This window comes from Moheibacter sediminis, from assembly GCF_900176425.1.
In the GTDB taxonomy this organism is placed as follows: domain Bacteria; phylum Bacteroidota; class Bacteroidia; order Flavobacteriales; family Weeksellaceae; genus Moheibacter; species Moheibacter sediminis.
Map to the genome: position 1 here is coordinate 228,625 of NZ_FWXS01000001.1, position 22,135 is coordinate 250,759.

Below are 22,135 nucleotides of genomic sequence, written 5' to 3' on the forward strand. Positions count from 1 at the left end.
ATTTAGTTTTATTCATTAAATTTAGCCTCGCTAAAAAACAAACATTATGGAATTACCCTGGGTTGAACCCTACAAAATCAAAATGACAGAAGATATTTACATTTCAACGCGTGAGGAACGTGAGAAATGGATCGAAGAAGCAGGATTTAATTTGTTTAACCTGACGAGTGAAAAAGTTTTTGTAGATCTTCTTACCGACAGTGGAACAGGCGCGATGTCCGATAAACAGTGGGCTGAAATCATGATAGGTGATGAGAGTTACGCGGGTTCGCAATCTTTCCTGAAGTTGAAAAAAGTGGTAAATGAAGTATTGGGATTGCCTTATGCTTTGCCGACGCATCAGGGACGTGCGGCGGAAAATGTTTTATTCAGCGTTTTGGTGAAAGAGGGTTTTGTGGTTCCGGGGAATTCGCATTTCGATACAACCAAAGGACACATCGAATTTAGAAAAGCGCATGCAGTGGATTGTACAATCGATGAGGCTTTTGACATCCATGATCTGCATCCGTTCAAGGGAAATATTGATGTGAATAAATTGGAAGAGGTTTATAAATCGCATCCGAAAGAAAATATTCCCTTTTGTCTGATAACCGTTACCTGCAACACTTCTGGCGGGCAGCCGGTTTCTATGGAAAATATCAAAGCAGTGAAAGCTTTGTCTGATAAATATGGAATCCCGGTTTATTTCGATGCGGCGCGATTTGCGGAAAATGCTTATTTCATCAAGGAACGTGAGGATGCTTATAAAGATAAGTCCATCAAAGAAATCGTGAAAGAAATGTTTTCTTACGGAGAAGGATTTACGATGTCTGCGAAAAAAGACGGATTGGTAAACATCGGCGGCTTGCTGGCTCTGCGTGATGAAAATCTTTACAGAACTTGTGGGAATTTCGGGATTATCTATGAAGGTTATCTGACTTATGGCGGATTGGCGGGTAGAGATTTGGGTGCGTTGGCGCAAGGATTGATGGAATCGACCGAACATACATACCTCAAAGCGAGAATCAATCAGGTGGAATATTTAGGGAATAAATTAATCGAATTTGGAATTCCTGTTCAGAAGCCGATTGGTGGTCATGCGGTTTTTGTGGATGCCTTGAGTTTCTTGCCAAATGTTCCGAGAGAAGAATATGCGGCTCAGACTTTGGCAATCGAATTGTACAAAGAAGCAGGAATTCGTGGGGTGGAAATCGGAACTTTGCTGGCTGACCGCGATCCTGAAACAAGGCTCGACCGCTTCCCTAAGTTAGAACTTTTGCGTTTGGCGATACCGAGAAAGACTTATTCGTACAACCACATGGATTACATCGCGGTTGCGCTGAAAAATATTTATGACCGAAGGAATGAAATCAAATCGGGATTGGAAATCGTTTGGGAATCTCCGATTTTGAGGCATTTTACGGTGGAATTGAAAAAAAGTAATTCAGTTTCTAACGTATTAAATTCAAGCAGAATGAATGACAAAATATGAATTTCTTGATGAAAATATTTTTCAAGGTTTGGAAAACTTGAATACTGGTTTTGATGCAAGGGGTGTGAAGTATTTTTCTGAAAGCGATTTTGAAATTGTTTTAAGTAGAGTTGAAAAATTGGGTTTGGGAATTTACGGAATTGAACCGTGGGTTAATGAATGGCTTTTTGATGTATATACTGCTGAAGATTATTCCAAAAAACCATCGGATCCTAAGTGGTATAAATCTGCTTTCAAGAAATTTAAAAGATTGAATAAAGATTTGTTGTACGCAGCAAGCTATGAAGTTCCTGAATTTTTTTTGGTTTAGATTAAATCTGATAAAATGAAAAGAACATTCTTTGCTTTATTGTTTTTGACTATCTTATTTTTCAGTTGTTCTAAAGAAAAAGAAATTCAATATACTTTTATAGGAGAGTTCGATTATGAAATCATCAATGACAGTCTTCTTAATCAAACACATCTGAAAGGCGGATTGGGCTATACAATTGGTGATTTAGAAATTCAAGGGGTAGAAATCAAAAATACTGATACTGTAAAAAACAAAGAGCAAAACCAATTTATAGTTTCGATGAATTCTCCAATTTCAAAGGCGCTTAAGAATTCTGAAGATATTGATTGTAACTGTTATCCTAAAAACTACAATCCATTAGAAGTAATAAAGGATACTTCTGTCATAAAGGAAAAGATGTTCATTTACCGGATTGATGAAACTGAGAAATATAATATTATCTTACCTTAGATATAGATAACTAAACCGCGCCCGGGATACGTAGGGCTTGGTCTCGTCTTAAAGACGAGACGGAACCCCGAAGCAGCCCGCTAAGGCGCTTAAGTAAAAAAATTAATATTTTATAGTTGCCGTTTCTAACTTCTAAATTTTATATTTGTAAAGAATGTTAGTAAACAATTACATCAGCAAAGATTTTGTACCGCCCAATGTGAACCATACTACAAGTTTGGCATTGGGACTTTTGGATGATTTTAATCTGACGCATATTCCTGTTTTTGAGGGATTGAATTTCATTGGGAATATTTCGAAGGAAACTTTGGAGGAAAATGCGGCGGACGAAAAACTGGCGGAAATCAAGGACTACGCGGAATATTTTTACATCACGGAAAATGCTTCTTTGTTTGATGCGATGCAGAAATTTCACAACCATGCGACCAATATCTTGCCCGTCATCAATGAAGAGAAACATTATCTGGGTTTTCTGATGATGGACGATGTGATTTCGGCTTTGTCCACGATGCCTTTCATCGCGGAGCCGGGCGCGATCATGATGGTTGAGATTGCTCAGAAACAATTTTCCATCAGTGAAGTTTCCAAAATCGTAGAAAGTAATAATGCGCGGATTGTAGGATTGTTTGTGACGGCTTATGAAGAAGACCGGGTGCAGATTACTGTGAAATTGATTTCGGACAATCTTGCTTCTGTGAGTGAAACTTTTGAACGGTTCGGATACAGCGTGGTGCATAAATTCTTCAATGATGAAAAGGAGGATATGCTACGTGACCGATTTGACCAGCTGATGAAATATCTTGATATTTAAGAAATTAATTACATGAAAAAAATTGCAGTTTTTGGATTGAAAGCAAGTGAAGAGCAGAAGGAATCGTTTGATGTCTTCTTCGCCGAACTGCAAAAAAGAAAGATAGAATTTATCATCGATGAAAATTTTGTGTCGATTTTGAAATCTATTATTTCATTTAATTTTGAAAATATTAACACTTTTTCGAATTATGATGACTTGCCGACGGAAACGGATTTGATGTTTACGTTTGGCGGTGACGGAACGATTTTGGAGGCTGCAACGATAATCAAAGACAAAATGATTCCTGTAGTAGGTGTAAATACGGGAAGATTGGGTTTTTTGGCAACGATTAACATCGAATTTCTTTTTGAAAAATTAGATGACATCCTCAATGGACATTACAACATAAGCCGTCGTTCATTGATTGCTGTGGAAAGTGATCAGCAGAAAATTGAAGATAATTTTGCCTTGAATGAAATAACGGTGACGCGCCGCGAAACCACAAGTATGATTACGGTGAGGACTTGGATGAATGGAGAATTTCTGAATTCATTTTGGGCAGATGGGTTGATTATTTCTACTCCGACAGGTTCAACCGGATATTCACTAAGCTGCGGAGGACCCATTGTACATCCGCAAAATAATACTTTCATCATTACGCCCATTGCTCCCCACAATCTCAACGTAAGACCCTTCATCATTTCAGATGATTCTTTTTTGGATTTGACTATCGAAAGCCGTGTAGATGAGTATTTTCTTTCACTTGATTCCAGAAATCTTCCGCTTTCAACGCATGTTAAATTAAGAATAAGAAAAGCAGATTTTGAAATTTTAATTGTCGAGCCTACAGACAAATCTTATCTGAATACTTTGCGCGAAAAGATGTTTTGGGGCTCAGACAAAAGGAATTAACTAAAGTCTTTAAATTTTCATAATTTTTGTTAAAGGAGGTACGTAGCTACTATATTTGATTATATTTGTCGCTTATTAGAAAAATGTGCAACATTTTCGTATTTTTCGCGTTCAATTTTTTGCACATACATTTCTTAAAAAATATGAAGAATCTACTTATTGTTATTTTGGGACTTTCTTTTTCAATGACAATCGCTCAGCGTCATGAGATCGGTGTTTTTGGAGGAGGGGCGAATGTCATAGGAGACATTGGGAGAAGTAATTACATCAACCCGATGCCTGTTTCTTATAACTCAGACAAAATTACAGACAAGCTGCCTATTGCATTAGGACTGATTTATAGATTCAACTTCAACCCCCACATGGGTGTAAGATTCAATGCGATTTATGGTAAAGTAATCGGAAATGATGCAGTAGCACCTGAAACTTATAAAAAAGAAAGAGGTTACGCTTATAAAAATAATATATTGGAAGGTTCATTGCTTTTCGAATATAACTTTTTTGATATCAATAACGAAAATGCAGCAAAACATTCACCGTATATATTTGCGGGAATTGGTGCTTTCATGTACGATAAAAACCTTTATACCATTACCAACTCTTTCGCAAGAGATTCTAATGGAGTGATAATTTTGCCTGAGTCGATTGATACACAGGTTTCTACAAAAACTGAAAAAGAATCAAGTTTCACATTTCCAGTCGGTGCCGGGTACAAAGTAAAATACAAACACAATTGGGTTATTTCTGCCGAAGTTGGTTTCCGTTATACCAGGACAGATAATTTGGATCATAGTTTCGCAAATTTCAATGATTTTACCTTCATTACAGAACCTGGTTTAGATCAGCCTCCTTTTGATGCTGAAATTGGACGTAGGAATATCAGCGCTGTAGAATCCCGCCAAGTTGGAAATACCTCAAATTTTGACTGGTACGTATTTACCGGTCTTACCTTAACCTATACATTCGGAAGACCTCCGTGTTATTGCGATTAAAAATTAATGGATAAATTTCTTTTAGATAACATAGACGCATCCTCTATTCCTCAGCACGTTGCCATTATTATGGATGGAAACGGTCGCTGGGCAAAAAAACAAGGTTTAGAAAGAACTTTCGGGCATAAGCATGCAGCTAAATCTGTACGCAGCGCAATTGAAGCTTGTGGCGATTTGAACATTCCTTATCTTACACTTTTTGCATTTTCGAGTGAAAATTGGAAAAGACCTGCTGTGGAGGTTTCTTTTCTGATGAGCTTACTGTCTCAAAGCATTCAATCTGAACTGGCAGAACTTCATTCCAAAAATATAAAAATCAAGTTAATCGGTGACTTCGAAGCACTTCCAAAAAAAGTATGGAAAGAACTTCAGCATGCCATCGAAGTAACCAAAGACAATACAAAAGCCACTTTGACACTCGCGCTCAGCTATGGTTCCAAAAATGAAATCTTACATGCCGTAAAAAGCATTGCGAATGAAGCCAAAGCCGGTACTTTAAATCCTTCGGACATCACCGAATCACTATTTGAAAATCATTTATACACCAAAGGACTCCCGAATGTGGATTTGATGATCAGAACCAGTGGTGAGTATAGAATCAGCAATTTCCTGCTATGGCAGATTGCATACGCTGAGTTGTATTTCACAGATGTGCTGTGGCCGGATTTTACAAAAGAAGATTTTTTCGATGCTGTCAGAGATTACGTACAAAGAGAAAGACGCTATGGAAAAACCGGAGAACAAATGAAAACAGAGTAAAAGATATATGCGAAAAAGATTGAACATGAAGAGTTTTTATACTATTTTACTACTGACAACAAGCACTTTACTTTTTGCTCAGAATGATTCTTTAACAATCGTTACAGATTCTATACAGGTTGTACCTACCCAAAACATTGAAGATGCCGGATACACCAATCCGCAAACCTATACATTGGGAGATATGGATATAAGCGGAGAAAACCGTTTTACAAAAACTCAGATTTTGAGGTTTACAGGACTTCGAATAGGAGAAGAACTTGAGATCCCAGGAACAAAAATTAACAATGCATTGAAAAAACTTTGGAGAACCAATTTATTTTCTGATGTAGATGTATATGTTGCGAAAATAGAAGGGAATAAAATTTTTCTTCGTTTGAATTTGGTAGGATTACCAGAATTAGTAGAATTGGATATCAATGGTGTGAAAAAATCTAAAAGAGAAGATTTCATCAAAGAACATAAACTTGATCCGGGAATTAAAATTACCAATAACTTAAAAAATCAAGTAAGAAATTCTATCAAAAATCATTTTCTTGAAAAAGGTTATCCAGACACTAAAGTAGATTTTATAGAATCTGAAGTTCCAGATGATAAAACCAAGTCCAACTTGAAGATCAATGTCAACAGAGGAGAAAGAGTCAAAATAAAACGCATCGAGTTTGAAGGAAATAAAGAATTGAGAGATGGACAGTTAAAAAGAAAAGCCATGAAGGATACAAAACAGAAATCCATCAATTTTTTCCGCTCTTCCAAATTCATTCCTCATAAATACAATGATGATTTGAAAAAAGTCATTGACGAATATAAATCAATCGGTTTTCGTGATGCAAAAATTGTTTCAGATACCGTAATAAGAACCGACAATAAAAACATAGAAATCAAAATCCAAGTAGAAGAAGGTCGTCCTTATTATTTAGGAAACATTACTTTTACAGGAAACTCTGTGTTCACAACAGAACAACTAGAGCGCGTCTTCTCTTATCAAAAAGGCGACAGATATGATGCTGTAGGAATCCAAAAAAGAGTTAGTGGTTCAGAAAAAGACGATGATTTGAATACACTTTATATGGACAGAGGTTATTTGTTTTCCAGACTTCTTCCTGTAGAAAAAAGTGTTAAAAATGATACGATTGATTTAGAAATTCAAATTTCTGAAGGAGAGCCTGCAACTTACAACAAAGTTACTTTCAGCGGAAATGATGTTACCCATGACCACGTAATTGCACGTGAGTTAAGAACAAAACCAGGAGATTTATTCTCTAAAACGGAAATTAAAAGAACATTATTTGAATTGGCAGGTTTAGGGTACTTCGAGCCTACACAAATCAATCCAGACATCCAACCAAATCCGGAAAATAATACAGTTGATCTTAACTGGGAACTGGCACATAAAAGTTCAAGCCAGATAGAATTACAAGGTGGTTATGGTGCAGGAACTTTTTTAGGAACCTTAGGTCTGACCTTTGGTAATTTCTCCGTTGCAAATATGTTCAAAGGCGAATCCTGGAAACCGGTTCCGATGGGAGACGGACAATCACTTTCTTTAAGAGCACAAGCGGGACGTGGTTATCAGAATTATAGTTTTTCATTTACAGAACCTTGGATAGGAGGAAGAAGACCGACCGCATTGTCAACTTCAATTTATTATTCAAGATACAATTACCGTGATATAAATGGAGAAGAAGCAAGATTAGGAATCATCGGGGCAACCGTAGGTTTAAGCCAGCTTTTGACATGGCCAGATGACTGGTTCCGATTGTCACATTCATTCTCTTTTCAAAAATATAATTTCGACAATTATGCTTTGACCATAGGGGAATATAATTACGAAAACGGTTCTTCAAATAACTTTAACTATACTATAGGTTTGACACGTAATTCTATGGGACCAGATCCTGTATTTCCTACAAGCGGCTCGGAAATGAGTGTTGCTCTTACCGTTACACCACCGTATTCTATTTTGAATAACAAAGATTATTCAACAATGGAAGATGTTGAGAAATTTGAATGGTTAGAATATTATAAAATTAAGGGTAAGGCATATTGGTACAAAGAATTAGCCGGTAAATTAGTTTTGAAAATGGGAGGGGAATTTGGCTACTTAGGGACCTATAACAATAAAATCGGAACCATCCCGTTTGAAAGATTCTATCTTGGAGGAACAGGTTTGATGGGTAACAGATTTGACGGTAGAGAGATTGTTCCTTTAAGAGGTTATGAAGATGCAACACAATCCGGAGGGACTAGAGAAGACATAACACCAACAGGAGGAGGAAGCATTTACGACAAGTTTACATTGGAATTGAGATATCCTATCACAATGGGGCAGCAGGCAAAAATATTTGCACTTGGTTTTGCTGAAGCTGGAAATACATGGTCAGACACCAAAGATTTTAAACCATTTGAATTGAGAAGATCTGCCGGTGTTGGGGTACGTATATTTATGTCTGCTTTCGGTATGTTAGGATTTGATTTTGGTTATGGATTTGATAATGCGATTCGCAACAGTGAACCATCAGGCTGGCAAACGCATTTTATTATTGGACAACAATTTTAAAAACATTAATTTTGCCAAAAGTTTAGTGGCATAATTTTCGATAACACATTGACAACATGAGAAATTTGTTCATTTTTGTTTTATTCATCGGTCTTTCGTCTCACCTAAGTGCTCAGCGTTTTGGTTATGTCGACACCGATTTTATATTGGAAAATCTTCCACAATATACTCAAGCTCAACAAAGGTTGAAAACCCAGACCGAGCAGTGGAATCAGGAAGTTCAAAACAGACAAGCTGCTGTAGATAAAAGACATGCTGATTTTTTGAATGAAAAAGTTTTACTTACGCAAGAGCAAATTCAAAAAGAACAGGAAGACATTGATTTTGAAATAAAATCAATCAAAGAATTACAAGAAAAAAGATATGGTCAGGGTGGAGATTTGATTAAACTTAGACAAAGTTTAGTAAAACCTATTCAAGACCAAGTCTGGAATGCGGTAAAAAGTGTAGCTGAAAAAAGAAATTATGGTTTCATTTTTGACAAAGGAAGTGATTTGATAATGGTTTATACCGATCCTAAATTTGACATCAGCCGTGAAGTTTTGCTTCAGTTAAATCCCAATGCTGTAGTAAAAGAAGAACCAAAATCCGGTAGTGGAAATACCGGAGGAAAGGGTAACACTAATTCATCATCAGGAAAAGGTAAAAATAGTTCCGGGTCTAAAGGAAATTCTTCATCAAAAGGAAATAATTCAAGAAGTTCCAATTCCGGAGGCTCAATTAAAAAATAATTTATAAATAGAACCTAGTAATTAATATTATACAAAAAAATGAAAAATCTTAAATTAATCGCTGTTTTCGCTATGATGCTTGTAGGAAGCGTGACAGTTACTGCTCAAGAAGTTGGACATATCAATCCTTACGCTTTAATTCAAGCAATGCCTGAAAGAGCTGCAGCCGATACTGAATTGAAAGCAATGTATGACAAACATGAGGCTGAAATAAAAAAACAAGAGGAAGCCTTACAAAAATTAGTTGCAGATACCCAAAAAGAAATGGAAGGCAAAACTGATGAGCAAGTGAAAGCTATGGCTCCTCAATTGCAGGCAAAACAACAAGAATATCAAACAGGTCTTCAAAAGTTGCAAACCTACCAGCAAGCTGCTCAAAAAGAAGTTTCTGAAAAAGAAGAAGCTTTGATGAAGCCAATCAATGACAAAGCACAAAAAGCAATTGATAAAGTTGCTGCTGCAAAAGGTTTGAAATATGTATTAGATGCAAGCGTAGTATTATATGCTAACGGTATAGATCTTTTGCCAGAAGTGAAAAAAGAATTAGGAATTAAATAACTAGTTTAATTCTTGAATAAGTTAGAGGCCGTTTTTATTTCTGAAAACGGCTTTTTTATTTTAACTTCGCTTTAATTTTTTTTAAATGAATTTTACTCAGACTGACCTAAAAGGATGTTTCATTATACAACCCAAAATATTTGAAGACAATAGAGGTTATTTTTTTGAAAGCTTCAAAGGGAATTTGCTTTCAGAAGCCTTAGGATATAAAATCAATTTCATACAAGACAATGAATCTTCATCTAAATATGGTGTAGTAAGAGGACTGCATATACAAAGAGGAGAATTTTCCCAATCCAAACTTGTAAGAGTATTGTCAGGTAAAATCTTAGATGTTGCTGTGGACGTACGTAAAGATTCTCCCACTTATGGCAAGCACATTTCAGTGGAATTATCCTCAGAAAATAAAACCCAGCTTTTCATACCAAAAGGCTTTTTGCATGGGTTTTCAGTTTTGAGTGAAACTGCAGTAGTATTTTATAAGTGCGATGCAAACTATGATCCTGCTTCGGAAGACAGTTGTCATCCACTCGATGAAGAGTTAAATATAGATTGGAAAGTTCCGGTGGAAAAAATGACTTTATCAGATAAAGATCAAAATGCCAAAAGATTTTCTGAATTTAATCCATATTAAAAAATGAAAAAAGTATTGATTACCGGTGCCAATGGACAATTAGGAAAATGCCTTCAAGACGCTGTCTCAGCTAATCCTATAGAAGGTTTTCAATTTTTGTTTTGTGACAGAACTCAACTTGATATTTCCCAAAAAGAAGTTGTGGAAACTTTTTTCTTTTCCAATAAAATTGACATCTGTGTAAATTGTGCAGCTTACACTGCCGTAGACTTGGCAGAAACAGAAACGGAATTGGCTTTTAAGGTAAATTCAGATGCGGTAAAGTTTCTTGCCGAAGAATGTAAAGAACAAAATGCGACTTTGATCCATGTTTCTACAGATTATGTTTTTGATGGAAACAGCAACGCACCTTATACACCGGCTGACCAAACAAACCCAATAAATGTTTACGGCAAATCTAAATTGGATGGCGAGAAATGGGCATTAGGAACCAACCCACAAACTATCGTCATACGTACTTCGTGGGTTTATTCCCAATATGGTAAAAATTTTTATACAACGATGCTTCGTTTGATGAAAGAACGAGATGAATTAAATATCGTTTCGGATCAGATTGGTAAGCCTACCAATGCCAATGATTTGGCGAAATATATACTAGAAATAATTTCTTCCAACGATACAAATTACGGAATCAGGAATTATTCAGGAAATGAAATCATGTCCTGGTATGATTTTGCAAAGAAAATTGCCGTTGAAAATGGACTTTCTACAAATATAAACCCTATTCCAACCTCAGCATACCCAACTCCTGCCAAAAGACCAATGTGGAGTGTCTTGGAGTAATTACACTTTTCTTTAGGAATTCACAAGTAAGTTTCAGACTTTTGGAGCGTTAAACAATAAATGTGATTGGAAATATAATTAGTCAGATAAATCAACTCTGGAAAAAAGGTTTTTTTCACTTAGCTGTTTCCAACTATTCGGTTCAGCTAATTGTCTTCAGTTCTCATTTGCTGATAGCTAAAATCATGTCTCCGGAAGACGTGGGATTTATCAAGGTAATTGAAACGATGATAAGCATTGCCGTTGTTTTGGGTGCCGGCGGAGCAACTTTTGCCATTCTGAAACTTATACCCGAAAATAAAGATGAATTAATCCGGAATTTTTTATTAAAATCTGCCCTAAAATCAACTTTACTATTTTCAATTGGAACAACAATTCTTTTCGTCTTATTGACTTATTTGGGGATTTTAAATGATGAAAAGAAATATAATTCCTTGTTTTATCTTTATTCTTTAGTCATTCTTCCGAGTGTTTTACTTCAAATGCTTATTAGATACTACCAATCTATTGATAATTTCAAGCGGATAAGCGTTTTCATTTTTTACATAAAACTTGCATCAGCCGTTATCATATTAGGCATAACTTATTTTTTCTTTATAAGAGGATATATAATTTCTACAATTATTACTTCAGCTGTTTCTATTTTACTTTTGTTATTTGATTTAAGAAAAGAATTTAAAACCTCTTCAAAAGAAGAATTTACTGCCTTGAAGAAACAATTCAATTCGCTTTCCAATACCGCATTTACTTCGCAAATAGTAGATCAGGCAAAGTTACATGCACCTTTTTTGATTGCTTATATTTTAGTCAAAGATAAAGTGGAGTTTGGGCATTATGCTTTTGCTTTATTGCTTGTTCAGGGAATGAATGTTTTGGTATCGAGCGTGCAGCAATTTCTAATTCCGAAAATGTCGGAAACCTCACGAAACTTAGATGTTTTTTTTGAAAAATATGCGTTATTAGAAAAAAAATTTAACTGGATTTCGGTAGGTCTGTTTGTGCTTGCTCAGATTTTTATTCCCGTATTTGTGTATATATTTTATGGCGATAAATACGATGAGGCTATCATGTTGCTGAGAATCATGCTCCTAGGATGGCTGATTCAAGGATTTTCCAGTCTGAAAGGAATTATCTTTTTGAGCCTTGGGAAAATGCGTTATGTGCTTTATTCTTCCTCAGCAATTTTAATTTTATCAAGTCCTGTCATGTATTTTTTAACTTTGAAATACGGAGGAATGGGCGCTGCATGGTCTTATGTCGCACAAAATGTTGTAAGTTTGGGTTGTTTAATTTTTTTCGAAAAGATGTTGGTCAAAAAATTCAGAAATAACTGATGCAGGCAGAGCCAATTACTATACAAAATACTCGCAATAATCATCTCAGAAACATAATGATTTTGTTCCCGGCAATCATAATCATTGTATCTGAAATTTTGATGTATTTTCAAAGTCCGCTTTCAAGCCCTTTGAAAGTAGCAGCTGTATTTTATATGATGTTTTATGCGATTTTGAAAGTAAAATACCACGGAGGATTGATTTTTTCTCTGATGTGCTTTTTACCATTTTTTATTTACGCATTTGTCATTTCATTCAATATAAATGCTGCAATTGAAGAAGGAATCCGTTATTTATTTCCCATCAGTATTCTCCTTTACAGCTATGCTTTAAAAAGAGATTTTAAGTTTTTACTGTACTCTTTTATCATTTTTGTATTGATCAATGATGCTTGGCAGATTGTAAATTACATCAATTGGATGCGAGGTGGAAGACAATGGTTTTATACCTACAACCCTTATTGGAACACTTGGGTATCCAATGAAACCTCTGGTATAATACGTGCAACCGGTATCGTCGGGTTCTTTGGACTTTTTGGTTTTATCAATATGCTTGCTTTTTTCCTTACCAAAAGATATTATCAAGGAAAGGGAAAGCTGATTTTACTAATCATTTTTGTGGTTTGTATGTTTTTAAGTTTTTCTTACAAAACATTAGGAACCTTTCTATTAATGATTTTTCTGGAAATGAAAAACAAAATGCGGATTTTATTGTATGTGCTTGGAATTGGATTAATTGCATTCATTACCATGCCTAAGCTGGTACTCAGCATGGAAAAAAATGCACGCTACAGAATTATGGAATATGTGGTAGAAGGAAATTCTGCAAGAGGCGATTCATATCGTGTCATGTTTGAAGAAATAGGACGTTTCAACTTGTTTGGAAGAGGAATCGGAGCTTTTGGCGGTCCTTCTTCTGTACGCTATAATTCTCCGGTTTATAAAGAGGTAAAATTTAACTGGTACACAACTCCTGAACTTACAACTACTGACACCTATTATCCACATTTATTTGTAGAAATGGGAATCATTGGTGGTCTTTCTTATATGTTCATTATTGTTTCACCGCTAATTTTTCTGAGGTGGAATTATGATAAATTCAAAATTGTATTTGTGATTTACTTTGCGTTGTTGTTTGATGCGCTTTTTGCTTATTCAATCAATAATATTGCTTATTTGATATTATCTTTGATTTTCATTTATCCGATTTATTATTACAATGAACAACCCAAAAATCCCTGACAACCATGTCCGTTAATCTTCCATCAAAAAGCGCGATAGTTTTCATTTGGGTAATTCTCATGATTTATCTGGGCTATAATTTTTTCAAAAAACCCAATGAAATTCTTTTCCAGATGAACTATGATTGGGAAAATGTTTCATTGATAGATTCTGTAGGAAATGTAGATATTGACTCCGTTTCTTTTGATTATTTCTCTGTGAAAAATAATTTCAAAGTAAATCCTACCGTTTCTACCAACAACACCTATAAACTCGGAACTCCAAAAACTACCTATTACTTCAGAGCTTCAGAACTTGAAATTGCTACTGATCAAATTAATTTTTCAGGTGTGAGATGGATCAACGGGCATCCGGAAAAATATTTAAAATCCGGAATTTTAGAAATCATCAATTTACCGCTTAAAGAAGAAGGCAAAAAAACCGTTGTTACTATCGGTGATTCAGAATTGATTTGGCAGGAAGCACGTGATTTGAGAAAAAAACTTCACCTCAAAAACCAGAATTTGTTGTTTTTAGGCTCTAAAAAAGATGTCAATGGTTTTGCGCATGAAGCATCTGTTTATATAACTTCACAGGAAATTCTCAATAATATTGACCAAATTCCTGCTGCAGAAAATTATGTTTTGTTTTTTGGGGCGCAAGACAAAAAAACCGATAAAAATTTATTGGAGCAAAATGTTTGTAAGATTTTAGAAATACTCGCTTCACGAAACGAAACCAAAAAAATAATTACCATTTCACTTCCTCCTTCTAATAATGACGATTTTGAAAAATATAATATCGCTTTCAATGAAATTTTGAAAGAGTGTACCGCTTCTAATGAGAAATCTGTATTGATACCTTTACATGAAAGACTGCAGGAAGAATCCGAATATTTAATGCAAGACGGTGTTCACATGAATGAGAAAGGATATTCTATTTTGGTAAAACTCCTCGACAAATCTTTGGAATGACATTTACGCAGCTAAAAGAACCTTTATTTTACATTTCTCTTGCTGGTGTTTTGATTACGCTGGTGTTTCCGGAGCATTCGATAAATTCTAAAGCGATTATTTTCAGCGTAGTTTGCTGGCTGCTTTACAATCCGTTCTCAGAGAAATTAAGATTAATCAAAAAAAACATCGTTCCTTTTTTGGTCATTAGCGCATTGTTTTGGATCAGCTGTTTGGGAATGATTTATACGGAAAACACAAACGAAGGAACCAAAATACTGACGAGAAATCTTCCGTTTTTGATTTTTCCGTTGATCTTTTCTTCAATAAAAATAGATGAAAAAGGAATCCAATTTCTGCTTAAATATTTTAGTTTTTCGGTAATTCTTGCGGCTATGTTTACATTGGGAAAAGCTTTTTATCTGAAATTGAACAATCTGGGCAGCTATTTCCATTTTCTAAAACTGGAAGAATTACAGGACAAACACAATACCTACTTTGCAATGTTTTGTGTTTTTGCCATCACTTATTTTCTATTTCACTTGAAGAAGAAAACCTGGTGTTATTTAGGTTGCATTTTATTTCTGTTAGGGTATATTTATTTATTGAGCGTTCGTATAAGTATAGTTGCTTTGGTTTTAATCGGGGTTGTTTATTTAATTTCGCAAAGGAAAACCATTCCTTCCCGATACTTTTATTTTATTTTTATAGGTTGTGCTTTCATTCCGGTTGTGTTTTATTTTTCTCCAAGTTTCCAGGAGAAATTCAATCCTTATACACCACAAGGAGAGAAAATTTCAGACGTAGATTCCCGTAAAATTCACTGGCAGGCAGCACTTGATCACATCAGCAGAAACAATATTTTGCTTGGACAAGGAACGGGGGACGGACACGAGGGGCTTTTTGAAACTTATAAGAAATTTGGATTCTACACTGGTTTTGCGGAAAAATACAACGCGCACAACCAATACATAGAAATTGCGCTTTATTACGGTGCGATTGGGCTGGTCATATTGCTCACCATGCTGGTTTATGCTTTAAAAATAAATTTACTTCAGAAAGATTATTTTGCTGTTGCAATCGTCGTAGTATTTGCTGTGTTTATGGTAACAGAATCTATCCTGCAAAGGCATGATGGCATCGTTCTTTGTGCATTTTTTATATCTTTATTTTCGATGAAAAAGATTTCTGAAAATGCGTAAAAAAATACTTTTTATTGGACCTTATACGGCAATTGGCGGAGTCAGTATGCATATCAAGAGATTGTCAGGATTATTAAAAGATAATTTCGATTTTGAATTCATAGATGAATCTCCGGTCACGTACAAATCATCTTCTGTATTTAATTTACGAAGTGGAAATTTATTAAAATATCTGACTCTAATTTGGAAATCTGATATTGTCCACATTCATACCAGTATTTGGTGGTTGAGAGGATTTCACATCTTAACAGCATTTTTATTGAGGAAAAAGATTGTTGTTTCTTTTCATGCATTATTGGAATTCAAAAATTCCAAGCATTTGAATTTGATAAGAAATTATACTTCTTTGGCGGATAAAGTGATTGTTGTGAACAGTGAAATGTATGGTATTTTAAAAATAGAAAAAGCAGTTGTCAAAGAAGCATTCATTCCGCCTGATTTAAACTCAGAACCTGCAATTCCTGTTGAATTAAATGAACTTATCAATCAAAATTCTGATAAAAAATTGATTGTGAGCAATGCCTTCCGATTAGATTTGCACAACGATGAGGATTTGTATGGTTTGGATTTAATGGTTGATGTAGCGAAACAAATAAAGACCGAGAACAAGCCGTACAAAATCATATTTGTGGTAGCATCCCAAGATGATAAATTTGGATTAATGCAAAATAATCAATCAATTATAGAACAGGAAAATTTATCTGAACAAATTACCATCTTTAATAATCCTATTTCATTTGTGAAATTAATTGAAAAATCAGATTTGGTTGTACGTGCTACAAATACCGATGGTGATGCTTTGACCATACGTGAAGCCTTGTATTTAGAGAAGCCTGTGATAGCTTCTGACGTTGTTCAAAGACCGGAAGGAACAATTCTTTTTGAAAACAGAAATTCTGAGAATTTATTTGTGAAAATTAATGAAGTAATTTCTGATTTAGCATTAAGAAAAATTTCTTTTCTTCAAGAATCTTATAAGGATTTTTATTTTAACTTATATTAATTCATTTCTTCCTGAAAACCACTTCTTTACTTAGCAACCAAAGAAAAGTCGTATTGGTAACCGCATATCGTTTAAATAATCTTTTAGGTTCCAGTATCAATCGGAAAAGCCATTCCAAACTATTGTTGCGCATCCATTCAGGTGCATTTTTTTTCATTCCGGTAACGACAGTCAACGCGCCGCCTATGCCAATCATACAAGCATTGATGTTTCCTTTGTGCATGGACATCCACTTTTCCTGGCGCGGACAACCTGTGGCCACAAAAAGGATCTGTGTATGGGAAGCATTAAATTCATTTGCAAGATTTTGTTCTTCTTCCGGACTTAATTCTCTAAAAGGATGCGGCTTATAATTTGTAACAAAAACATTGGGAAAATTACTTTCAATGTATTTTTTAGTTTCATCTTGGATTTCCTGAGTTCCGCCATAAAAACCTACTTTGATTTGTTTTTGAGAAGATTCTTTCAATAAATGTTGAATGATCTCCAAACCTGCAACTCTTTCTTGTTTGATTCCATGTAACAAATCCATGCTTTTTGCTATCGGCATACCGTCCGGAACTGCCAAATCAGATTCATTTACAATTTTTGCAAAGTCAGGATTTTTATGCGCCTCCACAAGCATATGCACATTTGCAACACATACATAAGATGAAATGTGATGCTTTGCATTTTCTAAAATTTTATTCATTTGTTCTTCAAAGGAACCAATGCTTATGTCTATGCAAATCACTCTTTTTTTCACAGTAATGCAGGATTGAATTTTAAATTTAAAATGATTCTCTAATCTTGATTTTTTTTAAGCTTTAAATTATGTGCAAAGATAGTCAGTTAAGAGCATAAAGTTTACTATTTTAGCCCAGCTATAAAACAGAACAAGCGACAGAAATATAATTATCTGTTTATGAAAAACTTAAGACAAAACAATGCCTCGATTCTTCTACTCTTGCTTGACTGTTTGGCATTGGCTGTTTTGTTTTTTACGTTTCTTTTCATTCGTTTCAATTATGTTTATTTCGAAATAAACCTTCCGACACTCGGAAAAATGTTTTCTGACCAGTACAAAGCATTCATTCTTATAATGGTTTCCTGGTATTTTATTTCTGAATATACGCAATTGTACAGAGGATTCAGATTTTCCAGATACATCAATTATATAAAAGGAAGTTTATTTCAAATTGTTTTGTTTTCATTCGTTTTGTTTACGGTTTCAGGAATTAAGTTTGAATACTTGTACAGTAATGAGCAGGCATTTTTGTTTATATCCATTCTGGCAGCTTATTTAATTTTATCGAGAAGCTTGATTTTTTATGTGACCAAAAGAATCCGGATACAAGGACTGGATCTCCGAAATGTTGCATTGATCGGTTACAATGAAAATGCAAAAGGTCTCATTGATCTGCTCAATCAGAGAAAAGATTTAGGACTAAATTTATCGAAGGTTTTTGTTGCTAAAAATCCTGAGGAAGGTCAGGAAACCTTTAATTTAGATAGTTTTAAAAAGATTTTAATTGAAGAAAATATTGAATTTATTTACATCTGTTTTGGAAATGGGCTCGACGAGAATCTGATCAATCAAATTACTGATATAGCTGAAGGCCAGTATGTGCACATAGGATTTATTCCAAATAATTCTATGAATGCCCGACAAAGTCTCGATATCTCTTATCTGGATACTTTTCCGATTTTGACTTATAAAAAATACCCGCTTGATCATTCGTTCAACCAGATAGTGAAAAGAATATTTGATTTGGTGTTTACTTTCTTTGTTTTTGTATTCATCCTTTCTTGGCTTTACCCAATTATTTCTCTTCTTGTATTGATTTATCAGGGGCGACCTGTACATTTTTTCCAAAAACGAAACGGACTCAATGGGAGAGAATTTAATTGTCTGAAATTCAGAACTATGAGAGAAGATAAGCTAAACAGTTTAAAACCAACTGAGCGCAATGACCCTCGTGTTACAAAACTTGGAAGGATTCTTAGAAAGACAAGTTTAGATGAGTTGCCTCAGTTCATCAATGTACTCAAAGGAGAAATGTCTATTGTAGGACCCCGGCCTCACATGGTTTCTGAAAATGAATCCTACTCCGATATTATCAAGCGATATTCTTTGAGACATTACGTAAAACCAGGAATCACAGGATTGGCACAAACAAAAGGATACAGGGGAGCAGTTGATAGTGACAGAGACATGGAAATGCGCATCCGCACAGATATCTATTATGTAAGAAACTGGTCATTTTTATTAGACATTCTGATTATTTTCAGAACGGTAAAACTGATGATTTTTGGAGATGAAAATGCGATTTAAATAAATTCATTTCTGAATTTATCATAAATAAAAATTCCTGTACAAAAAAGCTAATGCCTTTCTTACAGGAATTCTATATTTTTAACAGACTAAAAAAACTAGTTCTACCAGCCTTCGTAATCTTTCTCGTTGTCGTTTCCGAACTTTGCCAGTTTATATAACCACCATCCCATCATCGCCATACCTACGACAAATAAAATCCAACCCATTCCATAACCAATCGGCTGCAATGTATTTTCAAACATCCATTTGAAGAAATATCCGATTCCGAAAAGCATATCTGTAATTAATCCCATATCTTTGTTTCTGAAGTTGAGGACAAAGTTATAAAAATGTTGGCAAAATTACTTTCCGGAAAATCTTTTTTTATTCAAATTATTCTAGGACTTCTGTTTATCGTCCTTTTCGCTGATCAATTTTATAATGGAAAAATGGCCTTTCGCAATGATTTTGTGGGAGTTACAGCATTTTTGCTGGTTGTTGTATTGACATACCTGTTTTTTCTCACTTCCAAGCTCTTCAAGAGCGCCGGATTACCATTATGGTTCTTTATAATCTGGTTTTTTGTGTTTTCGGGAATATCAACTGATAGTAGAATTTCTATTTCTCTTTTTGTTTGCACTATTCTTTTTTGGAGAATGATCCATGCCGAAGAGAAATCGGACAGTAAAAACTACGCCTTTGACGTAGGAATTTGTCTGAGTATTTCCAGCTTTTTTTATCCGCCGAGCATCTTTCTCATTGTGTTGATTCTCTTCAATTACCTCTACATGCAATCGCTCAATTTCAGAGTGATGCTTTTGTTCACTTTAGGTTTTGTGTTGCCGCTAGCAGTTGGTTTGCAAATTGTTTACCTGACAGACAATCAACATTGGCTAACTGAAATAAGAGAATATTTTTACATTGATTTTTGGGGTAATTGGGATATCATTTCATTGATTCCGGTTGGATTATTGCTGATTATAACTTGGTTCGACCATGTTTCTCATTCCGGAACACAGGACATCAACAAAAGACACATTTACTTTTTGTTCTTTCTTTATTTTATCAATTGGTTAATCATACTGGTTATTTTCGGAGGAAAAAATATAAATCTTTTAGCCGTTTTAGGGCTTCCCGTAAGCGTTTTCCTTGCTAGATATGTTCAATATATGAATTCAAAAGTTTGGAAAGAAGTAATTCTTTGGGGATTTCTGGCAGTAATGGCAGGATTTTATTTCAGAATAGAAATTATAAAAATTTATAATGATTTACTCGGAAATGTGGCGTTTTAAAGTCAATTGATTTCCGTCAAAAACCGCATATGTAAAATAACTTACCCAATCACCTAGATTTATGTAAACTGAATTTCCAATGGGGATTTCCATCGGTAAATGCCTGTGTCCAAAGATGAAATAATCGTGGCTTTCCTTTTCCAATTTCCTTTTTACATACTGCACCAGCCATTCATTTTCTTCGCCCAAAAATTTGACATCTTCTGCACCGGAAATCATCTTATTTTTCCGGGAAGTATTAATTCCCAGCCAAACCGCAAAATCAGGATGTAAAAGATAAAAGAAAAACTGCGCCACTTTATTAGTGAACAGCTTTTTCATTCTTTTGTAACCTTTGTCGCCCGGACCTAATCCGTCACCATGCGCAATGAAAAATTTCTTTTGGTTAATTACAAAGTGCTGCCTGTCGCGGAAAACAGTTATGCCGATTTCTTTTTCCAGGTAATCGCGCATCCACAAATCATGGTTTCCGGTAAAGAAATAAATTTGAATTCCGCTGTCTGAAAGCTCAGCCAATTTACCCAAAACCCTAACGAATCCGCGCGGAACGACTTGTTTGTATTCAAACCAAAAATCAAACAAATCTCCCAACAAAAACAAAACCTGACAATCGGGTTTGATTTCGTCGAGCCATTTTACAAAACGTTTTTCACGGATTAAGCTTTCTCCATCATTGGGCGCACCCAAATGTTGGTCTGAAGCGAAATAGACTTTTTTACCTACTGAAATTGAGATATTTATAGATTGTCCTCCGCTAACCATTCTGCATAAGATGTTTCGGTTTCGTGAAGACGAAGAGATTGAAGCTGAATAAATTCCGGCAATTTCGGGCTGATTCTCGCCACCATATCCAACAGCATGTTTTCGCAAGAAGGTTGATACGAAGTGAAAATCACTTTGTGCCCTTCTTTCATCAAATTGTCTCCCAATTGTTTGTGCGGCGAATTCTCATTTAGCAAAATTGCATGGTCAAATTCATCAATCACTTCAGATTTTACAATGCTTTTGATGTCTCCAAAATCGATAACCATCCCAAACTTTGGATCATCTTGATTTTGATTGGGGATTCCTTTTACAGTCACGAAAAGCTTGTAGGAATGACCGTGAATGTTTTTACATTTCCCGTCATAACCATACAATGCATGAGCCGTTTCGAAATTAAAAGATTTTGTAACGCGAACTTTATTCATTAATTTAAAGGTCTAAAAACCAATGCAAATTTAATGGAAATACAATCAATTGCCCGTTCATTTGTGGATTTATTTTTCCCGAGACGTTGTGTAGGCTGTCAATCTGTGATTCCCGGCAGCTCCATTTTATGTACAGAATGTACCTCTAAACTGCCTTTTACCCATTTGAAATTTGACCAGGAAAACGAATCTTACCAAAAACTGAGAAATCAATGTAATATTGAATCTGCGTGTAGTTTGTTGTATTTTGAGCATGACAATATTACCCAAAAATTGATGCATCATCTTAAATATGAAAACCATCCTGAAATTGGGATTTTGTTGGCTGACAAAATTTTCTCAATGGTTAAATTTGAATCTTATGATGGAATCATTCCCGTTCCAATTCATAAAAATAAACTAAAAAAACGCGGTTACAACCAAGTTATGCCTTTTGCAGATAGAATTTCTGAATTGGGAAATATTCCTTTGATTGACAATTATTTATTCCGAAAAGAAAACAATTCCTCACAAGTTCATAAATCAAGAATCGAAAGAACGAATTCAATCCAAAACGCATTTGAAGTACAAGGTCAAATTTCAGGACATTATTTATTGATCGATGATGTGTTGACGACAGGATCTACAATTTCAACCTGCGTTAAATTAATCCAATCAAAAAATCCTGTCAAAATCAGCGTGTTGACCATGGCTTTTGCCATCTGATCAAA

At 35.0% G+C, this 22,135-nt stretch carries 24 protein-coding genes; 20 read left to right on the plus strand and 4 right to left on the minus strand.

All coding sequences use genetic code 11. From position 1 onward, the window contains the following. Positions 1-46 precede the first annotated feature (46 nt). The 17 genes from B8977_RS00960 (at position 47) to B8977_RS01040 (ending at position 16,647) form a co-directional block, all read left to right on the plus strand. Positions 47-1,471, plus strand: a complete 1,425-nt coding sequence (locus B8977_RS00960; protein WP_084015409.1) for a tryptophanase TnaA — start codon at positions 47-49, stop codon at positions 1,469-1,471. Further along, entirely contained in the window at positions 1,458-1,781 is a 324-nt protein-coding gene (locus B8977_RS00965; RefSeq protein ID WP_084015410.1) for a hypothetical protein, read from the plus strand. The genes B8977_RS00960 and B8977_RS00965 overlap by 14 nt, the downstream gene beginning before the upstream one ends. A gap of 15 nt (positions 1,782-1,796) precedes the next feature. Continuing rightward, positions 1,797-2,213, plus strand: a complete 417-nt coding sequence (locus B8977_RS00970) for a hypothetical protein (RefSeq protein WP_084015411.1) — start codon at positions 1,797-1,799, stop codon at positions 2,211-2,213. A 154-nt stretch (positions 2,214-2,367) separates the two neighbouring features. Beyond that, entirely contained in the window at positions 2,368-3,024 is a 657-nt protein-coding gene (locus tag B8977_RS00975; RefSeq protein WP_084015412.1) for a CBS domain-containing protein, read from the plus strand. 12 nt (positions 3,025-3,036) lie between these two features. Further along, entirely contained in the window at positions 3,037-3,918 is an 882-nt protein-coding gene (locus tag B8977_RS00980) for an NAD kinase (RefSeq protein ID WP_084015413.1), read from the plus strand. Between the two features lie 143 nt (positions 3,919-4,061). Next, positions 4,062-4,910, plus strand: coding sequence for a type IX secretion system protein PorG (porG, locus tag B8977_RS00985; protein ID WP_084015414.1), 849 nt, complete (start codon positions 4,062-4,064; stop codon positions 4,908-4,910). Between the two features lie 6 nt (positions 4,911-4,916). Next, positions 4,917-5,669 (plus strand): isoprenyl transferase, encoded by a 753-nt coding sequence (locus B8977_RS00990; protein ID WP_084015415.1) that lies wholly within the window; start codon positions 4,917-4,919, stop codon positions 5,667-5,669. Positions 5,670-5,694: 25 nt separating this feature from the next. Then, on the plus strand, positions 5,695-8,229 hold the full coding sequence (gene bamA, locus B8977_RS00995) for an outer membrane protein assembly factor BamA (RefSeq protein WP_084015416.1): 2,535 nt from the start codon (positions 5,695-5,697) through the stop codon (positions 8,227-8,229). Between the two features lie 56 nt (positions 8,230-8,285). Continuing rightward, positions 8,286-8,960: an OmpH/Skp family outer membrane protein gene (locus B8977_RS01000; RefSeq protein ID WP_084015417.1), complete on the plus strand. Its 675-nt coding sequence runs from the start codon at positions 8,286-8,288 to the stop codon at positions 8,958-8,960. Between the two features lie 39 nt (positions 8,961-8,999). After that, complete coding sequence (locus tag B8977_RS01005) at positions 9,000-9,518, plus strand: OmpH/Skp family outer membrane protein (RefSeq protein ID WP_084015418.1); 519 nt, start codon at positions 9,000-9,002, stop codon at positions 9,516-9,518. Positions 9,519-9,603: 85 nt separating this feature from the next. Further along, positions 9,604-10,152 carry a dTDP-4-dehydrorhamnose 3,5-epimerase gene (gene rfbC, locus B8977_RS01010; RefSeq protein WP_084015419.1) on the plus strand — a complete coding sequence of 183 codons (549 nt, stop codon included), beginning with the start codon at positions 9,604-9,606 and terminating at the stop codon, positions 10,150-10,152. Between the two features lie 3 nt (positions 10,153-10,155). After that, the gene (rfbD, locus tag B8977_RS01015) at positions 10,156-10,935 is read left to right on the plus strand and encodes a dTDP-4-dehydrorhamnose reductase (RefSeq protein WP_084015420.1); all 780 of its coding nucleotides are present in this window, start codon (positions 10,156-10,158) and stop codon (positions 10,933-10,935) included. A 62-nt stretch (positions 10,936-10,997) separates the two neighbouring features. After that, positions 10,998-12,269 (plus strand): lipopolysaccharide biosynthesis protein, encoded by a 1,272-nt coding sequence (locus B8977_RS01020; protein WP_159447434.1) that lies wholly within the window; start codon positions 10,998-11,000, stop codon positions 12,267-12,269. Further along, the gene (locus B8977_RS01025; protein WP_084015422.1) at positions 12,269-13,510 is read left to right on the plus strand and encodes a hypothetical protein; all 1,242 of its coding nucleotides are present in this window, start codon (positions 12,269-12,271) and stop codon (positions 13,508-13,510) included. The genes B8977_RS01020 and B8977_RS01025 overlap by 1 nt, the downstream gene beginning before the upstream one ends. Before the next feature lie 5 nt (positions 13,511-13,515). Further along, positions 13,516-14,463 carry an SGNH/GDSL hydrolase family protein gene (locus B8977_RS01030; protein ID WP_084015423.1) on the plus strand — a complete coding sequence of 316 codons (948 nt, stop codon included), beginning with the start codon at positions 13,516-13,518 and terminating at the stop codon, positions 14,461-14,463. Further along, a complete protein-coding gene (locus B8977_RS01035; protein ID WP_084015424.1) occupies positions 14,460-15,644 on the plus strand; it encodes an O-antigen ligase family protein in 1,185 nt (394 codons plus the stop codon). Before B8977_RS01030 ends, B8977_RS01035 begins: the two co-directional genes overlap by 4 nt. After that, on the plus strand, positions 15,637-16,647 hold the full coding sequence (locus B8977_RS01040) for a glycosyltransferase family 4 protein (RefSeq protein ID WP_084015425.1): 1,011 nt from the start codon (positions 15,637-15,639) through the stop codon (positions 16,645-16,647). Before B8977_RS01035 ends, B8977_RS01040 begins: the two co-directional genes overlap by 8 nt. 1 nt (position 16,648) lies before the next feature. Here the strand turns inward: B8977_RS01040 and B8977_RS01045 are convergent, their stop codons facing one another. Beyond that, positions 16,649-17,392 carry a WecB/TagA/CpsF family glycosyltransferase gene (locus B8977_RS01045; protein ID WP_143736267.1) on the minus strand — a complete coding sequence of 248 codons (744 nt, stop codon included), beginning with the start codon at positions 17,390-17,392 and terminating at the stop codon, positions 16,649-16,651. A 159-nt stretch (positions 17,393-17,551) separates the two neighbouring features. On the opposite strand from B8977_RS01045, the gene B8977_RS01050 reads away from it, so the two are divergent. Further along, positions 17,552-18,961 (plus strand): exopolysaccharide biosynthesis polyprenyl glycosylphosphotransferase, encoded by a 1,410-nt coding sequence (locus B8977_RS01050; RefSeq protein ID WP_084015427.1) that lies wholly within the window; start codon positions 17,552-17,554, stop codon positions 18,959-18,961. A gap of 104 nt (positions 18,962-19,065) precedes the next feature. Here the strand turns inward: B8977_RS01050 and B8977_RS01055 are convergent, their stop codons facing one another. Then, entirely contained in the window at positions 19,066-19,257 is a 192-nt protein-coding gene (locus B8977_RS01055; protein ID WP_084015428.1) for a hypothetical protein, read from the minus strand. A 36-nt stretch (positions 19,258-19,293) separates the two neighbouring features. On the opposite strand from B8977_RS01055, the gene B8977_RS01060 reads away from it, so the two are divergent. Continuing rightward, a complete protein-coding gene (locus B8977_RS01060; protein ID WP_084015429.1) occupies positions 19,294-20,235 on the plus strand; it encodes a DUF6427 family protein in 942 nt (313 codons plus the stop codon). Here B8977_RS01060 and B8977_RS01065 read toward each other — a convergent pair. Together B8977_RS01065 and B8977_RS01070 are read right to left on the minus strand one after the other, a co-directional pair. Further along, positions 20,212-20,997: a UDP-2,3-diacylglucosamine diphosphatase gene (locus B8977_RS01065; RefSeq protein WP_084015430.1), complete on the minus strand. Its 786-nt coding sequence runs from the start codon at positions 20,995-20,997 to the stop codon at positions 20,212-20,214. The two genes, B8977_RS01060 and B8977_RS01065, sit on opposite strands and share 24 nt — an antisense overlap. Continuing rightward, the gene (locus tag B8977_RS01070; RefSeq protein ID WP_084015431.1) at positions 20,973-21,425 is read right to left on the minus strand and encodes a 6-pyruvoyl trahydropterin synthase family protein; all 453 of its coding nucleotides are present in this window, start codon (positions 21,423-21,425) and stop codon (positions 20,973-20,975) included. The genes B8977_RS01065 and B8977_RS01070 overlap by 25 nt, the downstream gene beginning before the upstream one ends. Positions 21,426-21,458: 33 nt before the next feature. Between B8977_RS01070 and B8977_RS01075 the strand changes: the two genes are divergently transcribed. Continuing rightward, a complete protein-coding gene (locus B8977_RS01075; RefSeq protein WP_084015432.1) occupies positions 21,459-22,130 on the plus strand; it encodes a ComF family protein in 672 nt (223 codons plus the stop codon). The last annotated feature ends 5 nt before the right edge of the window (positions 22,131-22,135 follow it).

What these genes read in the sequence shown, in the direction of transcription:
- B8977_RS00960 (WP_084015409.1), top strand. Translation starts at nt 47, where the DNA reads ATGGAATTACCCTGGGTTGAACCCTACAAAATCAAAATGACAGAAGAT.
- B8977_RS00965 (WP_084015410.1), top strand. Translation starts at nt 1,458, where the DNA reads ATGACAAAATATGAATTTCTTGATGAAAATATTTTTCAAGGTTTGGAA.
- B8977_RS00970 (WP_084015411.1), top strand. Translation starts at nt 1,797, where the DNA reads ATGAAAAGAACATTCTTTGCTTTATTGTTTTTGACTATCTTATTTTTC.
- B8977_RS00975 (WP_084015412.1), top strand. Translation starts at nt 2,368, where the DNA reads ATGTTAGTAAACAATTACATCAGCAAAGATTTTGTACCGCCCAATGTG.
- B8977_RS00980 (WP_084015413.1), top strand. Translation starts at nt 3,037, where the DNA reads ATGAAAAAAATTGCAGTTTTTGGATTGAAAGCAAGTGAAGAGCAGAAG.
- porG (WP_084015414.1), top strand. Translation starts at nt 4,062, where the DNA reads ATGAAGAATCTACTTATTGTTATTTTGGGACTTTCTTTTTCAATGACA.
- B8977_RS00990 (WP_084015415.1), top strand. Translation starts at nt 4,917, where the DNA reads ATGGATAAATTTCTTTTAGATAACATAGACGCATCCTCTATTCCTCAG.
- bamA (WP_084015416.1), top strand. Translation starts at nt 5,695, where the DNA reads ATGAAGAGTTTTTATACTATTTTACTACTGACAACAAGCACTTTACTT.
- B8977_RS01000 (WP_084015417.1), top strand. Translation starts at nt 8,286, where the DNA reads ATGAGAAATTTGTTCATTTTTGTTTTATTCATCGGTCTTTCGTCTCAC.
- B8977_RS01005 (WP_084015418.1), top strand. Translation starts at nt 9,000, where the DNA reads ATGAAAAATCTTAAATTAATCGCTGTTTTCGCTATGATGCTTGTAGGA.
- rfbC (WP_084015419.1), top strand. Translation starts at nt 9,604, where the DNA reads ATGAATTTTACTCAGACTGACCTAAAAGGATGTTTCATTATACAACCC.
- rfbD (WP_084015420.1), top strand. Translation starts at nt 10,156, where the DNA reads ATGAAAAAAGTATTGATTACCGGTGCCAATGGACAATTAGGAAAATGC.
- B8977_RS01025 (WP_084015422.1), top strand. Translation starts at nt 12,269, where the DNA reads ATGCAGGCAGAGCCAATTACTATACAAAATACTCGCAATAATCATCTC.
- B8977_RS01030 (WP_084015423.1), top strand. Translation starts at nt 13,516, where the DNA reads ATGTCCGTTAATCTTCCATCAAAAAGCGCGATAGTTTTCATTTGGGTA.
- B8977_RS01035 (WP_084015424.1), top strand. Translation starts at nt 14,460, where the DNA reads ATGACATTTACGCAGCTAAAAGAACCTTTATTTTACATTTCTCTTGCT.
- B8977_RS01040 (WP_084015425.1), top strand. Translation starts at nt 15,637, where the DNA reads ATGCGTAAAAAAATACTTTTTATTGGACCTTATACGGCAATTGGCGGA.
- B8977_RS01050 (WP_084015427.1), top strand. Translation starts at nt 17,552, where the DNA reads ATGAAAAACTTAAGACAAAACAATGCCTCGATTCTTCTACTCTTGCTT.
- B8977_RS01055 (WP_084015428.1), bottom strand. Translation starts at nt 19,257, where the DNA reads ATGGGATTAATTACAGATATGCTTTTCGGAATCGGATATTTCTTCAAA.
- B8977_RS01060 (WP_084015429.1), top strand. Translation starts at nt 19,294, where the DNA reads ATGTTGGCAAAATTACTTTCCGGAAAATCTTTTTTTATTCAAATTATT.
- B8977_RS01065 (WP_084015430.1), bottom strand. Translation starts at nt 20,997, where the DNA reads ATGGTTAGCGGAGGACAATCTATAAATATCTCAATTTCAGTAGGTAAA.
- B8977_RS01070 (WP_084015431.1), bottom strand. Translation starts at nt 21,425, where the DNA reads ATGAATAAAGTTCGCGTTACAAAATCTTTTAATTTCGAAACGGCTCAT.
- B8977_RS01075 (WP_084015432.1), top strand. Translation starts at nt 21,459, where the DNA reads ATGGAAATACAATCAATTGCCCGTTCATTTGTGGATTTATTTTTCCCG.